The sequence below is a fragment of the Ferruginibacter paludis genome, from assembly GCF_030409685.1.
GTDB classification, from domain to species: Bacteria; Bacteroidota; Bacteroidia; order Chitinophagales; family Chitinophagaceae; genus Ferruginibacter; species Ferruginibacter paludis.
This window is the reverse complement of record NZ_JAUFQJ010000004.1, coordinates 32,412-49,074: the sequence shown is the minus strand read 5'-3', so window position 1 is coordinate 49,074 and position 16,663 is coordinate 32,412. Positions and strand designations below refer to the sequence as shown.

Genomic DNA, 16,663 nt, shown 5'->3' with positions numbered 1-16,663 from the left:
ACAATGAAGAAAATTAATATAAACAGAAAGTATTTTTTAATTGGCTCATTGCTGTCTGTGATCCTTTTTGCTGGGTGCAAAAAAAGCTTCCTGGAAAAGCCACCGACCGACTCGGTAGTGGATGCCAGTTTTTACCAGACAGATGAACAGGTATTGGCAGCCACCAATCTGTTATACAGCAAAGTTTGGTTTGATTACAATGACAAAGCTTCTTATAACCTTGGCGACTTCAGGGCGGGTACCGCATTTTCTGCGTACAACGACAGGGGCAATGTGTTATTTAATACAACAGATATCACCCCGGAAAATGATGCGGCATGGCGTGCTTTTTTTATAGTAGTGGGCCAATCGAACCTTGCCATTGCCAACATTAATAAATATGCAGGGCCGGCAGTTAGTCCAACAGTAAAAAAGATTGCCATCGCTGAGGCCAGATTTATGCGGGCTGTTGCCTACCGGTATCTTACTATGAACTGGGGCGATGTGCCGGTAATTGAAAACAATCTTACCCTGTTGAATGATACCACCATCAATAAAAACACATCTGCAAGTATCTGGCGTTTTATCACCAGGGAAATGCGTGCGGTGGCTGAAGATTTACCTGAGACACCTACACAGACAGGCCGCGTTAGCAAATGGTCAGCGGAAGGTATGCTGGCGAGATTTTACTTAACAAGAGCTGGAGTAGAATCAGTTGGAGGAGTAAGAAATCAATCGTTCCTGGATAGTGCAAAATATTATGCACAGCGGGTAATCAACAACAGCCACTTAAACTTGCTAAGCAACTATGCGGACCTGTTTAAATATCCATACGATAATAATGCGGAATCATTATTCGAATTGCAATGGGTAGCCCTCTCCGGCGATGCAGGTTATGGCGTAGGCAACAGTGCTCCTTCTTACCTCAATTACAGCTCTGATATTAGTGTAGAAGGATGGGGTGGCGACAAGGGGGCAACTTGGTGGATGCTGAGTCAGTACGATGGCTTTATGGATTCCGGCGATACAGTGATAAAAGGGCGTACGCTGGATCAGCGCTTAAAAGCAACCTATATGTTGCCCGGTGCCAGTTACCCTGAAATCACCCAATTGCTGAATGGTGTAAATCAGAAATTGATTTTTCCTTATGTGAAAGGCGATGTGAATTTTTCGAGCATAAAAAAATATGTGGTGGGTAAATCAGAAGATCTTGGTTTTATAGTACAGGCGCAACGCTATCCTAACAATACCTATATGATGCGCTTGGCTGAAATGTATTTAATTTATGCAGAAGCAGTGTTGGGTAACAACGCTTCAACGGTGGATGCCACGGCGTTGGAATATTTTAACAAAGTGCATACCCGGGCTGGTCTGGCTCCAATTACGGCAACAGACCCCGTTAGCGGTGCAGCCACACCGTTAACACTGGATATTATTTTATCTGAAAGATTTAAGGAGTTTGCCATGGAATCAATGGGATGGTACGATTTGGTGAGCCTGCATTATTACAACCCTGGTAAGGCCTACAGCATTTTAAATTCGCAGGACAGAGGCCTGTACAATATTACCCCCGATGTATTTCCGAACCCTACCAACTGGACGATCAGGAAGACTTCCTGGGCCACCACCGAAAGAAAGATTGATGCCAACTCCGGTAATTTTTTATTGCCGATACCGGCAACAGAAAAGAGCCAGGCGCCCAATCTTTCCAAGCCTGCTGTAGACTATCCATAAGCCAACACTATTTCATCAAATTATTATTCGTCAGTAAAATGAAAAATATAAAAAAAATTAAACAGCTGCTGATCCTGGTGATAGCCATGACGGGTGCTTTTATCTCGTGTAAAAAAGATGAGCAACCCAACAATGGTGTTCCAAGAATTCAATATGTAAGGGTCACAGCACCGGAGTCATCGGATTCTTTATTGGTTTCAGCAGGGCAGGGAAACCTGGTAGCCATCATTGGCGAAAATCTGGAGAACACCGTAGAAGTTTGGTTCAATGATCAGAAGTCTTCACTCACTTCTACTTACATTACGAGCACCTCGATACTGGTAAGTGTTCCGAGCCCTATCCCAACAGTGATCACCAACAAACTGAAACTTGTTTTCGCCAACAGGGATACGTTGTTATATGATTTTAAAGTAAGTATCAGTGAGCCACTGGTTTCAGGGATGGAAAATGAGTACACCTTAACCGGCGATATAGCAACCATCCGGGGAGACTTCTTTTATGAACCGCTTACTGTAACGTTTGCAGGTGGTGCAACAGGTGAACTTGTTTCGGTTCAGGATAAGATCATTAAAGTGAGGGTACCTGCAGGCGCAACACCGGGCCAGGTAACCGTTAAAACAAATTTCGGTGAAACAAAATCTGATTTCTGGTTCAGGGATAACCGCAATATTTTCATCAGCAGCGATCCTTTTACCGGCTGGTGGAATGCTTCTTTTGTGGTGAGCAGTCCGGGTGCAGGCGATCCTCCGGCTATCAACGGAAATTATATCCGTGTTAAAAAAGCCATCGGTGCCTGGTCATGGATGGAAATTGCCGGTGGACCGCCAGATGCCATGGGCGACATCAGCAAAAATGTACCGGATGAAGCCATCCTGAAACCAGCTGACTATAACCTGAAGTTTGAATTGAATACCATTAAGCCTTACAACGGCAATGTGCTGAAAATAAATGTGGGCCTGAGCAATGACTTTAATGCAAATGAATACAGGTGGATGCCACCCTATGACACCAAGGGCGAGTGGCAGACAGTAACCATTCCTTTTGAGGAGATTGTAAAAGCTTATGGTGCTCCGCTTGCCGTAAGTGCAAAGGGTTATTACAGCCGTGTATGGTTTCATGGCCCGGGCGACCTGGACTGTGATATGTCGTTTGATAATTTCAGGATCGTTCCAAAAGTTATCAAAAAGTAAGCAACTCATTTAATGGCCGTCAAAAAAAATTAATCAAATGACCAGAACAATATTAAATAAAACAATGCTTAGGTTGCTATGCCTTTTTGTGGCCATCGCAATGATCAGCTCCTGCAAAAAAGATACAACCAGCAATTCGGGTAAGGTAGAGTTACTGAGCTTTGGCCCCACCGGCGCAAAGCATGGCGACAACATTATTTTTATCGGTAACAATTTAGATAAGGTGACTGAAATTGATCTTGCTGGCGCCACCATTCCTGCGAGCGCTTTTACTGAACATACAGCAGAAAAAATCGTGTTTGTTATACCGGATGCGGCTGTGCAGGGGTACGCAACATTAAAAACACCCGACGGAGATGTAGTGTCTAAAACAAAAGTAAATTTTGAAGTGCCTGTTACCATTACGTCCATCACATCAGAAGCAAGACCGGGGGAAAATATCACCATCAAAGGAAACTTCCTGAACTGGGTAAAAGTTGTTACGTTTTCAAAAGACATCGCTGAAACCACCTTTGTTAGCCAATCGTTGAATGAACTCGTAATCAAAGTGCCTGCCAATGCACAAACAGGCACTTTGTTTATCACCACCAGCGGGACAGACCCACTGACGTTTGAAACAGATAGTGTGGTAAAGGTTACACTTCCTTCCATTACTGCATTGTCACCCAACCCTGTAAAGCACCAGACCAATCTTACTATTACAGGTACCAATCTTGATCTGGCTGCTGCTGTTATTTTTAATGGTGTGGCAACACCGGTAACCGTGTTCGAAAGCCAGAGCGCTACGCAAATTGTGGTGAAAGTACCTGCAGGAGCGGGCAAAGGAAAGCTCACGCTGGCGGCGCATTCGCAGGTTACCGTAACATCAGCAGATGACCTGGCAGTACTATTGCCGGCGATAACAACGATAGCACCTAACCCCATTGCGCAGGAAGGAGAATTAACCATCACCGGCACCAACCTTGACCTTGCAACGGGTGTAGCCTTCACGGGGATTACAGCACCCGTGACAAGTTTTGTGAGCCAGTCAGCCACTAAAATTGTTGTAAAGGCGCCTGCGGGAGCATTAAAAGGAAAGATCACATTGAATGTATTGAACTCCACCCTTACCATAGAATCTGCACAGGTGCTGGATTTTATCGGTGGGCTGCCACCGTTGGCTGATTTTGTCTATGCCATTTATACAGATGCTTTGCAAAATGGTTTTCAAAACTGGTCATGGGCAGGAAATGATTTCAGTAGCACTGCAATTGTAAGGCAGGGAGATAAATCCATTAAGGCGACCTATGGTTCCGGTGGTTACGAGGGCATTACTTTTCACAACGATGCCGGCGCAGCAACGGGCACTTATTCCAAACTGGAATTCTCTTTGTTTGGTACGCCGGGTACTGAAGGCAAAACCATGAACGTTGTGATCAACGGAGGTTATGGCACGGCTTACCCCGTTACCATTGTGGGAGGTGAGTGGACAACCTACAGCATCAATCTATCGGCTTTGGGAAGTCCCAATCCATTAAAGGAAATAGTATTGCAATCTGCAGGCTTCGCCGGCGTTGTTTACATTGATCATGTTGGATTAAGATAGTTTTGGTTGATAAAATAAAACATCTGCTGCTCAGTTAAAATGACTGAGCTGGCGGATGTTTTTGAGAAATACAAACAACATTTTGTAACAATAAATGCATTGTTGATGTTAGCGACTGGTCGTGGAATGGCCGCCAGTCTACATTCTAAACTTCTAAAAATGTTATTGAATCATAAAAATCGTATAACAGGGTCAGTTGTTATGTTACTGGTAATCATTTTTGCCTGTAAAAAATCGCCCTCAACACCGGCTCCGCCGGTTAATCCGGGTGGTACAACTGATACCACCATCACACCCGGTAAAGATCCGGCCACTGCCAACACCATCGGCTTTTTTTTAGACGACTGGCAGGCTAAAAGCTTTACGGCGCCTGCCTTTACGGAAACAGCTGTTCCCGGTGCCGCAACCAATACCGTAACGGTGGATGCTACGGCTATCATTACAAAAATACCACTGGCTGAATTTGGTCACAATGCAGTTTGGTGGATGGGCCCTGTTGCAGGCGATGCAAGAATCATTGAACCGGTTACCAATCTTCACCCGCACATCATCCGCTTTCCCGGTGGCAGTTCCAGCGACGCGTATTTTTGGAATGCCGTACAGGATGCAAGGCCCGCCGATGCGCCAACGATGTTATTGGATGATGCCGGTATTAAAAAAGAGCCCGGATATAATTACGGCAAAACAAACTATAACTGGCAATGCAACCTGGATAATTATTACACCATGCTGCAACAAACCAACAACAAAGGCATCATTACCATTAACTATGGCTATGCCCGTTATGGTACGAGTGCCGACCCGGTGGCAGCTGCAGCACACCTGGCAGCAGATTGGGTACGGTACGACAATGGCCGCACCCAGTTTTGGGAAATTGGCAATGAAAATTTTGGCAACTGGGAGTGGGGATACCGCATTGATGTTGCTGCCAATAAAGACGGACAACCGGAATTTTTAACCGGTGCACTGTATGCACAACATTTTAAAGTGTTTGTTGACTCCATGCAAAAAGCAGCCACGGAAATAGGAAAGACTATTTATATCGGCGCCGTAACTGCAGAAGCGCCTTCTCCGGAAGCCTGGCAAACCAATACCCTTAAAACCTGGAACGCAGGCATGATGCCGGGCGTGAATGGCAAAGCAGATTTTTATGTAGTACACAACTATTTTACACCGTACCAAACCAATGACAATGCGAATGTGATATTGTCTTCCGCACTGTCGGTGCCGTCAGCCATGATGCAGTATGTAACACAAACATTGCAATCGTACGGTGCGGCAATAAAGCCTGTAGCCATGGATGAATGGAACATGACTTCCAATACACAAAAACAACAGGTATCCAACACCAGCGGCGTGTTTGCAGTTTTGGTAATGGGAGAAGCTTTGAAAAATAAATACGGCATGTCGGCACGTTGGGACATGATCAATGGCTGGAGCAACGGTGACGATCATGGCCTGTTCAGCAGCGGAGATGAACCGGGGGGCATCGTCAAATGGAGCCCACGCCCCAGTTTTTATTATTTGTATTACCTGCAAAAAATGCTGGGCGACCGGCTGGTGAATGCATCGGTTGTTGGCAGCAATGTGGTGAAAGCGTATGCCTCTACCTACACCTCCGGCCAGGTAAATGTAACCCTGGTGAATACTTCTTCCACGGCGCAGACAGCAGAAATAAAAATGAAAAATTTCTACAGCGGCAACCGGTTTTACTGGTATAGCCTGGAGGGTAGTAACGATAATGGAGAATTCTCCAGGAAGGTATTGGTAAACGGTAACGGTCCGGCCGGGGATGCCGGCGGGCCGGCTACTTATGCCAATTTAAAAGCCTGGTCTGCGGTAACAACCGGTGGAATAAAAGTGACCATACCCGCACTGGGTGCAGTAATGCTGGTGGTGGATAAAAAATAATTGATTGCATATTGTTGCATGTACACGATGATGTTTGTTAATACCCGCTGTTTTTCAGCGGGTATTTTCATAACGTGATATTGCGCAACCCGATGCTGGTCGTCGTGAACACTCCTTTTATTTTTCTTTGTGTGATTTTAAACAGCGAGACTTTTATTTGGCGTGGATTGAATCCTCCACCTGCCTTATATGAGCTAAGTTCTCTACGATCACTACAGCAGATCAATCACTCTGAATTGAGGGGTCGCAATTTGTGATACCATTTTTTAAAACTTTAATTTTGTAGATAAATCAATGACGATGGCAAGAACGAATTGCAGGCATTGGTAATTGAGCAAAAAATATTGAACCGTATTTATGTAGTTAGGGGAGAAAAATAATGCTTGACAGAGACCTGGCCGAACTGTATGGAATAAAGACCAGGGTATTAAAGCAGGCTGTTAAAAGAAACATGGACCGATTTCCGAAGGATTTTATGTTTGAAATGACGGGTAAAGAAATAGACGGCATGGTGTCACAAAATGTGATACCATCAAAAAGTTATTTTGGAGGTGCAGCACCGTTTTGTTTTACAGAACAAGGGGTAACAATGCTATCATGTATTTTAAATAGCAAGACGGCGATAGAAGTAAATATAAGAGTGGTTAGGGTTTTTGTAAAAGTCAGAGAATATGCACTCACCCACAAAGAAATTTTGTTACAACTTGCTAAGTTGGAGAAAGAAGTAAAGGGAAACAGTAAGGATATTGAAAATATTTTTGCCGTACTCAAGGAATTAATAGAAAAAGATGCAAAGCCAAGTCCGCGAAATAGAATAGGATTTAAGCAGTACGATTAAAGTCACTCTGGCGAAAAGAGCAACATTTGGTAAAATGGGATTGCTCGCCAATAGATTAGGGTATGCTGCGACCCTAAAACTTCACCAAATACAAGGCCATTACTTTGCCACTTTTTCATACTTCAATTCCCTATTCGCCCAGGGAATAAAAGTGGAAAAATTGGGAGCATCCGTATGCCCGCCATCATGCTGCCGCCAGGCCAGTTGGCCATCCAGCAAACCAGTCAATACCGGTGGCATTTTTTCTGTGTTGTAATCATTGCTCACACCAAGGTCTTTTGCACCGAGCAGTTTAAAAACGGTACCTGCTGCAATAGTAGCTTTATAACTGCCCATTTGATCCAGCCATTTAGCATCGCCTTTTTCAGGAATGCCGTAACTGATAAAAGTGGGTCTTGGTGCACACAATGCAATCAGTTCATGCGAATCCACCGGAAGGTCGCAACCTGTTTTGCTGCCGAAGGAAGATGCTGCTGTTGCATATTTTAAATAGTTACCCGCCATCCAGTGATATTCGCCACTGCCGGCAAGACTTTCAACAGCTTCGCCAAATGTGCGGCGGTGTAGAGTAGCGCCACCTTTTCCGGAAGAGCCTACCAGCACCACCGCAAAACGCTGATCAAATGCCATGGTTACCAAAGCTGCTTTACCATAACGGGACACACCTTCTATGCCGACTTTTTTTGTATTGATCAGGCTGTCTGTTTCAAAATAATCCAATGCCCTGGAGGCGCCCCAGCCCCAGGCTCTCAAAGCGCCCCAGTCATCCGGCTTGCGTGGTTGACCTTTATTTACCAGGCCAATGATCCCTCTTGTAAGGCCTGCACCATTGTCGGCCTGCACGCTGTTGGGTTCCAGTACACAATAACCCCAGCCTGCTGCCAGCAATTGTTCTGTTGGTGAAGGATCAGTGGGAGGTGGCGCAAAAAAATTAGGGCCTGCCAACCGGGTAACGGGTGAGTAAGCAGGGTAGCGATCAAACACCGATTTTAATTCCGGGTTCTGTTTTATCATCAGCTCTTTAAATGTAGCGTTCAGTTTTTCCATATCGGCCGGAGAGGGCTGCGCAGGCGAAGGCAATGCAGGAAAGCCAAACATCATCAGTACCGGAACCGGACCTTTTACATTCATTGGCAGCACCAGTACCATGTTGATGTTGACATCAATTAGCGGATAGTCGCTGTTATCAACGTGGCCTATCAGTTGCTTTGCAATAACAGGTGTACGGCCAACAAATTCGTAGTCGGTAATCTTTGCGGTCCAGGTTACCTGAGGGGTTTTGGCCGGTATCTTTCCATACATTGCTGTTTCAAAATCTGCAGCAATCTCGGGGCGTCTTTCCTTCCACCATTGATCTGCCGTGGTTACCTTTTTACCTTTTTTAGTTGTTAAGGCATCTGGCAGCAACGGACAAGGATTGGCGAGCGACTCATCTTCGTTGGCATGATTGGCGTCTGCAGGGTTGCCACTCGGGCCGGGCCTCAAAGCAGTAATACCCAGTTGCTTCATCATGAGCGCATGGTCCTGCTGGGCAGTAAAGCTGTTCAGTCGGGGATACTTACTGCTATCAATGGTGGTAGTTTGTGCATTTATTGCAGTCGTTATGCAAATGGACAAAAATAGTATCAGATATTTTTTCATACAGCAGCCGTTTTTTCAAGATTTAGAAAAAAAAGTTTTTATTGATCTGTTCTGAATGGCGATGCAGTTAGACCTTCTTTGTTATACAGGTTTGGATTAACCGGGTTGTCGGCCCAGGCATACCGGACATACAAAGGAGCTGTGACAGAATCATTCCACACAATTACTTTGTCGCCTTTAATGACGGCACTTGCCCAAACAAATTTTTTATCGGCGCCTGCAATGGCAAATTCACTCAACGGTTCTCCACCCTTACTTACAAGACCGGCACCGGTGTTGGTAAATGAAATGGTGATCTTATTTCCATCAATGGAAGCAGATTGAAAAAGCGGACCTGAATAAACTATATCTTCTCCGTACGCCACTTTTCTGGCAACCAGTGCCAGTCGTTCGCCCACGTCTTTTTTATTGTCGGGATGTATGTCGTTCCATTCACCCAGGTCAATGGCAACCGCCATCCCGGTATTGGACAAAGACAACGATTTTAATTGTGCCTCTCTCAACTCCGCCCACTGGCTTTCTGAGGGAAGATAATTAGCATCCATGAAATTGGGTAACTGTACCCACAGAAAGGGCAGATTAGCCTGCTGCCATTTACTGCGCCAGTCCGCAATTTGTGCCGGCTGTAGTTGCGTATAGCCGGAAGCATTGTTTGTATTGCTTTCTCCCTGGTACCATAAAAATCCTTTTATGGTGTAATTGATAACGGGAGCCACCATCGCGTTGTATAAAGCTGCTGGTTGATTTTGTAAACTGATAGCACTGTTGCCAACGCTGCCTTTTTGTGGGGCAAACACTTCACCCACTTTATACTGCCAGTAACCTTTTAGATCTATGGTGTCGTTTCCCGTAAACAAACAATAGGGTTTGCCACTCACAAAACCGCCCTTGCCAGCGTTATTAGTCACTTTTACCACAACAATATTTTTTCCTGTCTTCAACAGGTCTGAAGGTATGGGGTATCTTCTCTGCGGATATAGGTAGGTGGTAGCACCAACTTGTTTTCCATTGATATACAAAACGTCTGCATCCACAATTCTGCCCAAAAAGACTTTGGCCGGTTTACCCACCATCGATGCCGGCACGTCAATTTCCTTTCTGTACCAAACAACACCGTCCAGGTTGCTGATGCCCTGGTCTTCCCAATAGCCGGGTACGGCAATGGTTTGCCACCCTTTGGGGATATAGTTGATGTCGCACCAGGGCAGTGGTCCGGTTAAACCTCTGTCTAGCACGGTTGCATTTTGTCTGCTCACATTCGCTGCCAACGCAATTCTTGCCTGGCTGTTGATATAGCCTGTGTCTTTATTTTTTTGAATGGTGCTGATGAGTGCCGGAAAATCTTTGAGTCCTTCTTCACTGGTCCATGCTTCAATGGGCGTGCCGCCAACACTTGCATTGATGATGCCGATAGGTACATGATATTTTTGATACAATTGCTTCGCGAAAAAATAGGCGACTGCGGAAAAAGGCCTTACAGCTTCACCGACTGCTGCATTCCAAAAACCAGTTGGCAGTTTGTCTTTCGTTCCTTGCAGGCTGGTAAGGGTGGGAATGAGGAATTGTCTTACCTCCGAAAAATTTGCCTTGGCAATTTCATCCGCATAGCGCACATCATGAATGTTTAACTGGTGCACCATGTTTGACTGGCCGCTACAAAACCAGACATCACCGATTAAAATATTATTCAATGCAATTTTATTTTTTCCGGAGATGATCATTGTATAAGGGCCACCAGCCTTCGTTGCAGGCAGTACAATTTTCCATTTACCATCTGCACCTGTTGTTGTTTTAAAGGTTTTTTTATTGAAAGCAATGGTTACTTTTTCTGCTTTCGATGCCCATCCCCATACATTGATGTTAGCATCCCGTTGCAATACCATACTGTCCCGTATCAGTTGCGGTAATACTACCTGGCTTGCTGAGGTTTCAACAATCAGCAACTGAGCAAGTAACAATCCTACAACCAATACTCCTTTCATACGCATTTTTATTTGAGCGCCAATGATGAGCGAAAAGCGCTTATTTTAATTTATTAAAAGTCTGTGTCCCGCTATAGCGAACCAAATCAAATGCTTCAACCTTATCATTTATAAATTTAAAATGCACATTAAAAAATTCATGCGTAGCATAAAAATGAGTTTTGGTATTGGCATACAATAGCAATTTAATTTTCGGACCAGCAAGTAAGTACAATTGGTTGCCTTCATGCTTCAATACAACTTTTTCTCCTTTGGAAGATTGAAACGTACCGGTATATTTATTCAGCTCTTCGGCGCTGAGTTGTAGCCTTGCTCTTTCAAAAATGTATTGTAAACCTCTTGAGTAGGTTTCGCTTTTGGTGCCCGAGTGGCCGGTGTTTTCCAGCACTTTTGAATGAAGCTGTACATTGCTGTAGTGATGCTTTGCCAGGTCGCCGGCAAATTTTTCAAACATAGGTCTTCCCATTTCTACATCACCAACGGTCATATACACACGAACTAGTTTGGCTAATTTCTTTTCAGCAAAAGTTTTTTCAAAGCGGTACAATACTTCATTATCCCAGGCAACGGCAGGGCTTGCTGCGGCATAACCGGTAAACATATCCGTATGGGTGAATAAGGTGTACATTGTAAACAGTCCCCCCAGCGAGCAGCCCATCAAAATCCGGTTACCGGCGTCTGCTTTATAATTGGTTTCAACAAAAGGAAACAATTCCTGCTTCATAAAATCAAGAAAGTGATCCGCACCACCGCTTTGGGGCAATCTCGCTTCACCGGTTGGCGTATAATCCCTTGCCCGAAGGCTATCGGGGTTGGGGTGAACGCCGCCCCAGGTAACACCCACCAAAATCAGCTCCGGAATAAAGCCATCAAAATATTGCTGGCCGTAGATAGATTTCACCACGGGGAAATCCCATTGTGAATCCATCAGGTATACCACCGGGTATTTTTTTGTGCTGGTATAATAACCGGCAGGGAGTAAAACATGCAATTCATATTCCTGGCCATTGACAATGGTGGAAGTAATCTTTCTTACTTCAGAGCCGGGGATTGTTACCGACGGAAATTGTTGGGCAGTTGCGATAAGCACATTTAACAGCAACAGGGCTAGGAATACTTTTTTCATTGTAGGTATTTAATAAGTGCATCTTTTTATTTAAGAAGAAGAGTCAGTTGTTTACTTACAGCAAGTCTAAGCGTTGTATGGATTAATGGTCTGTATCCGTCCATCGGTATCGTAAGTAATTTCAGTAACCTTTACACAACGCAAATGAGTGATGCCTTTGCTTAAACTACTGTCGTGGTAAAATAAATACCACTTGCCGTTGAACTCACAAATGGAATGATGAGATGTCCACCCAACCACCGGTTCTAAAATTTTCCCGGCGTAAGTAAATGGCCCATAAGGGCTGTCGCCAATTCCATAACACAAAAAATGCGTATCCCCGGTAGAGTACGAAAAATAATATTTGCCATTGTATTTGTGCATCCAGGAGCCTTCAAAAAAGCGCCGGTCATTATCGCCGTTTAATAAAGGGTTACCCTGTTCATCCACTATCAACACATCTTTCGGAGCTTCGGCAAATTCCAATAAATCGCCGGTTAGCCTGGCTACTTTGGCACACAGCGCAGGCTCATCATCTGCGGGTAAAAAGGCAACCGGGCTATCCGGTTGTTCGCCGTTAAACTGGCCGGTGCGCCAGCGTTGCAGCTGTCCACCCCAAATGCCGCCAAAGTATAGGTAGTAGCTGCCGTCCTCATCTTTAAACACCGCAGGGTCGATGGAAAAACTTCCATTGATGGCTTCGGGCTCTGGCGTAAAAGGGCCGACTGGGGAAGTGCTTGTAGCAACACCAATCCTGAAAATGCCATCATGTGCCTTGGCAGGAAAAAACAAATAATACCTGCCATCTTTTTCTGCTGCATCCGGCGCCCACATTTGTTTTGCTGCCCAGGGCACATCTTTCACATGCAGGGCCAGGCCATTATCAACTGCTTCGCTTTGCGGACTATCCATGGAAAGGATGTGGTAATCTTCCATGGCAAAATGACTGCCCAGGTCATCAAATGCATCGCCGGCATCGATATCATGCGACGGATAGATGTAAATTTTTCCGTTGAATACATGTGCCGATGGATCAGCAGTGTAAATATGTTTTACGAGCGGCTGCGAAATGGCCCGTTTGTTTAAATCGTCAAAATCAATCTGAGTGATATTATCTTCTGGCATGTTTACAGTTATGAGTTATAAGTTATAAGTTACGAGTTATAAGTTATGAGTTATGGGGTCCTTCTTTCTTTTAAATCAGCTTCTATTTGTACTTCCATCTTTTTATTTATCTCGTAAAAGAATAATAAGGCTATCGCTAAAAGAAAGGGTATGGCCGGAAAAATACTAATGAGCATTTTAGTACCGTTGATGGCAGTTGCTGTTTGTCCGTTGGTACTGTTAGCCACATAATCATATTTACCTAATATCCACGACACCAATGAGCTGCCGATACTTAACCCGGCTTTTAAACCTACCATCATGGCAGAAAAAATAATGGCTGTTGCCCTGCGGTTATTTTTCCATTCACTGAAGTCAGCCACATCAGCAATCATGGTCCATAATATAGGTGTGCTGATACCGTAAAAAAATCCGTGCAATATTTGTGCTCCAAAAATTATCCCAATTGACTTCGGTTGAAAAAAGTAAAATAAAATAATGAACAGCGTTGAGATAAACAGCGACGCCATAAACACATTTCGCTTGCCATATTTATTGGCAAACTGCTGCGACAGCATAATACCAATCAATCCCACTAAAATTCCGCCTCCGTTAAAAACGCCCAATCCTAACGAGGTATCGTTTTCAAACGTGGGCAGGAATTTTTTAAAGGGTTCTAAAAAGGAAGTCAGCTCTGCTTTATCAACATAGTTCTCAAAATAATATACATAAGAACCACCTTTCATTGCCAGCGTGACAAACACCAATGTGGTAACCGTTAGCATGATGATCCAGGGTTTGTTTTTAAACAGATCGGATAAGTCTTCTTTTAAACTTGACTTCTGTTCCGGCTTTGGAACAATCCTTTCTTTGGTGGCTAAAAAACAAATGATCAGCATGATGGTTCCGATGATGGCCAGTACCGTCATTACTTTGGCTATACCAATCTTCATTGATTCTGCATCTGTTCCACCGCCCGCTTTAATAATAAAATTATACATGAAAACCTGTACAAAAAATTGCGCAAACATTACGGCAACAAAACGATAAGAAGACATACTGTTACGCTCTTTCATATCGCCTGTAATTACACCGCTCAATGCAGAGTAGGGTAGGTTGTTTGCTGCATATAACATCAGCAACAGGGCATAAGTAACAACTGCATAAATAACTTTGTTTTGGTACTGCTCAAAGTGAGGCGTGCGGAAGGCTAACAATGCCACCACGCCCAGTGGTACGGAGGTCCACAATATCCAGGGCCTGAATTTTCCCCATCTTGAAACAGTTCTGTCGGCGATAGCACCCATCATTGGATTAAAAGCAAAAGCTGCCACCAGGCCTACAATAAGGGTCAATGCAGAAGCATGTTCGGGTTTTAAACCGTAGATATTTAAGTAGTAATAAGATATCCAGGTTACCAATGTTTGAAAAACCAAATTAGCAGCCAGGTCGCCCAGGCTATAACCTACTTTTTCTATAACAGATAATTTTTGTTCGCTTGCAATCATGTTAAGTGGTTTAGTGGTGGTTTATTTTTTTAGAGCGATCACTGCATCAAAGGCAGGTTTGGGTTGATAGTTGCGGTCGAAGAGTAGGGGATAATTCGTTCTGCCTTTAATCGGCCAGCCATTCAGCCAGCTTTGCCCGTCATTTACTCCCCAGAATGTAACACGGCTAACAGTGCCTTTATATTTTAGAAAAAGTTTGAACAGGTCTTCGTAGCCTTTAGTCAGTTTTACCTGCATCGAATCGGGCAACCCGTTGGCATAAGGATTCATCTTGGCCGTATAGGTTGCCTTCATATTTACATCTGCTGCATCGCCATCCCAGGGATTGGGTAATACGCCAAGATCCAGTTCTGTAAACATTACTTTTATCCCCAGCTTTGAATACTCAACAATGCTTTCTTCAATGTCTTTTAATGGAATGTTGGATGCCCGCCAATGGCCCTGTATACCCACGCCATCAATGCGTACTCCCGCCGCCTGTATTTTTTTTATCAATGCAATGCAACCTGCTCTTTTTGCCGGCTGCTCATTGTTGTAATCATTGTAATACAATTGAGCATCAGGTGATGCAGCCTGTGCCAGGCGAAAGGCTTCCGTTACAAAATCAGGTCCGAGCTTATCAGCAAAGATGGACTTGCGCAGGGTGCCATCTTCGTTCAAAGCTTCATTCACCACATCCCATGAAAATACTTTTCCGTTGTAACGAGCGGCAACCGTTTTAATGTGATTGGTGAAATATTGTTTCACTGAATCCGCATCCTGCATGCCGTGCATAAAAGCCGGCAACTGGCTGTGCCATATGAGGGTGTGACCGTTTATTCTGATGTTGTATTTTTTTCCGTAGGCCACCAGTTTATCAGCCAGGTCAAAATTATATTTATCCCAACCCGGGTGAATGACTTCGGCTTTCATAATATTCTCCGGCGTGGCAGCATTGAATTGCTTTGGTATTAAAACTTTGGCAGTCGGATCTTTTTCTTCGATCTGTGTTGCGTTTAAAGCAGTGCCAATCAAAAAATCATTTTTATAACTGTCTTTGAGCGAAGCAGTTTTTTGACCGTAGCTACGACTAAAAAGTGCAAGACTTGTGATAACCAAGAGGCTGGTGATTTTGTATGTGCGCATAATAATTGTTTAAAATATTGTTCAATAATTATTTCTGTTTGTTTGAAGTGGGCGTCATTAATTCGTTCAAATTTACCCGCCATCTCAATGTTATTAACCTAAGTCCGTAAGGTGGTCGACCTTTCTCATAATTCAACGACCCTGAAGAAGGTCGACCACCTTTTAAAAACCAATGCTGTTTCCTCCATCCACTGGCAACACAACACCAGTTATATATTTAGCAGCATCGCTCGCCAGAAAGTAAGCCGCTTCGCCAATATCTTCCGGTTGCCCCATGTACCCCATCGGTGTACGGCCAAATACTTTTGCCTTGCGTTCCGGGTCGCTGTTCAATGCTTTATCCGTCATGGCCGAATAGATAAACCCTGGGGCAATCGCATTCACCCGAATGCCCTTTGGTGATAATTCAACAGCCATGGCCCTCGTCATTCCATCGATAGCCGTTTTGCTGGCGCTGTAAGCAATTACCTTCGGCAAACCATATTGTGCGGCCATTGAACTGATATGAATAATGTTACCCGAACCCTTCACCAGCATGTGTTTTACCACTTCACGACTTAAGGCAAACACCGCCGTTACATTGGTAGTAAGAATGCGTTGGAATTCTTCATCACTTACTTCCGTAAAATCTTTTTTCATATTGATTCCGGCATTGTTCACGAGGATATCAACCTTGCCAAACTGTTTAATTACCTCCTCCACAAAAGCCGGTATGGAAGATAGATCGCTCACATCGCAAACCATAGCACAACACAAATCGCCCAGCTTTTCTTTTGCATGGTTCAATTTTTCTTTGTCTCTTCCGGCAATGATGGTCGTTATGCCCTGTTGAATAAATTTTGCAGCAATGGCAAAACCTAACCCGGATCCTCCTCCTGTAACGATGGCTACTTTCCCCCTATCCCCTAAAGGGGAGTTGCTTGCGTTCATATTTATATGCCCGTTTTTGTTTTGAATTATT

The 16,663-nt window shown here is 44.2% G+C and carries 12 protein-coding genes; 5 read left to right on the top strand and 7 right to left on the bottom strand.

What is annotated here, in order from left to right; translation table 11 throughout:
* Positions 1-3 precede the first annotated feature (3 nt).
* From QWZ08_RS05945 to QWZ08_RS05925, 5 genes are all read left to right on the top strand, one after another.
* Complete coding sequence (locus tag QWZ08_RS05945) at positions 4-1,713, top strand: RagB/SusD family nutrient uptake outer membrane protein (RefSeq protein ID WP_290336336.1); 1,710 nt, start codon at positions 4-6, stop codon at positions 1,711-1,713.
* Between the two features lie 38 nt (positions 1,714-1,751).
* The gene (locus tag QWZ08_RS05940) at positions 1,752-2,903 is read left to right on the top strand and encodes a glycan-binding surface protein (RefSeq protein ID WP_290336335.1); all 1,152 of its coding nucleotides are present in this window, start codon (positions 1,752-1,754) and stop codon (positions 2,901-2,903) included.
* Positions 2,904-2,940: 37 nt separating this feature from the next.
* Complete coding sequence (locus QWZ08_RS05935; protein WP_290336334.1) at positions 2,941-4,488, top strand: IPT/TIG domain-containing protein; 1,548 nt, start codon at positions 2,941-2,943, stop codon at positions 4,486-4,488.
* A 201-nt stretch (positions 4,489-4,689) separates the two neighbouring features.
* Positions 4,690-6,399, top strand: coding sequence for an alpha-L-arabinofuranosidase (locus tag QWZ08_RS05930; protein ID WP_290336332.1), 1,710 nt, complete (start codon positions 4,690-4,692; stop codon positions 6,397-6,399).
* A 379-nt stretch (positions 6,400-6,778) separates the two neighbouring features.
* A complete protein-coding gene (locus tag QWZ08_RS05925) occupies positions 6,779-7,237 on the top strand; it encodes an ORF6N domain-containing protein (protein WP_290336331.1) in 459 nt (152 codons plus the stop codon).
* A 99-nt stretch (positions 7,238-7,336) separates the two neighbouring features.
* Here QWZ08_RS05925 and QWZ08_RS05920 read toward each other — a convergent pair whose 3' ends face one another.
* The 7 genes from QWZ08_RS05920 to QWZ08_RS05890 form a co-directional block, all read right to left on the bottom strand.
* The gene (locus QWZ08_RS05920; protein ID WP_290336330.1) at positions 7,337-8,878 is read right to left on the bottom strand and encodes a glucuronyl esterase domain-containing protein; all 1,542 of its coding nucleotides are present in this window, start codon (positions 8,876-8,878) and stop codon (positions 7,337-7,339) included.
* Between the two features lie 38 nt (positions 8,879-8,916).
* On the bottom strand, positions 8,917-10,860 hold the full coding sequence (locus tag QWZ08_RS05915) for a sialate O-acetylesterase (RefSeq protein ID WP_290336329.1): 1,944 nt from the start codon (positions 10,858-10,860) through the stop codon (positions 8,917-8,919).
* A 40-nt stretch (positions 10,861-10,900) separates the two neighbouring features.
* Positions 10,901-11,986 carry an alpha/beta hydrolase gene (locus QWZ08_RS05910; protein ID WP_290336328.1) on the bottom strand — a complete coding sequence of 362 codons (1,086 nt, stop codon included), beginning with the start codon at positions 11,984-11,986 and terminating at the stop codon, positions 10,901-10,903.
* A gap of 66 nt (positions 11,987-12,052) precedes the next feature.
* The gene (locus tag QWZ08_RS05905) at positions 12,053-13,090 is read right to left on the bottom strand and encodes a glycoside hydrolase family 43 protein (RefSeq protein WP_290336327.1); all 1,038 of its coding nucleotides are present in this window, start codon (positions 13,088-13,090) and stop codon (positions 12,053-12,055) included.
* A gap of 50 nt (positions 13,091-13,140) precedes the next feature.
* Positions 13,141-14,577 (bottom strand): MFS transporter, encoded by a 1,437-nt coding sequence (locus QWZ08_RS05900; RefSeq protein WP_290336326.1) that lies wholly within the window; start codon positions 14,575-14,577, stop codon positions 13,141-13,143.
* Between the two features lie 21 nt (positions 14,578-14,598).
* On the bottom strand, positions 14,599-15,702 hold the full coding sequence (locus tag QWZ08_RS05895; protein WP_290336325.1) for an endo-1,4-beta-xylanase: 1,104 nt from the start codon (positions 15,700-15,702) through the stop codon (positions 14,599-14,601).
* A gap of 162 nt (positions 15,703-15,864) precedes the next feature.
* Entirely contained in the window at positions 15,865-16,632 is a 768-nt protein-coding gene (locus tag QWZ08_RS05890) for an SDR family NAD(P)-dependent oxidoreductase (RefSeq protein WP_290336324.1), read from the bottom strand.
* Positions 16,633-16,663 lie beyond the last annotated feature (31 nt).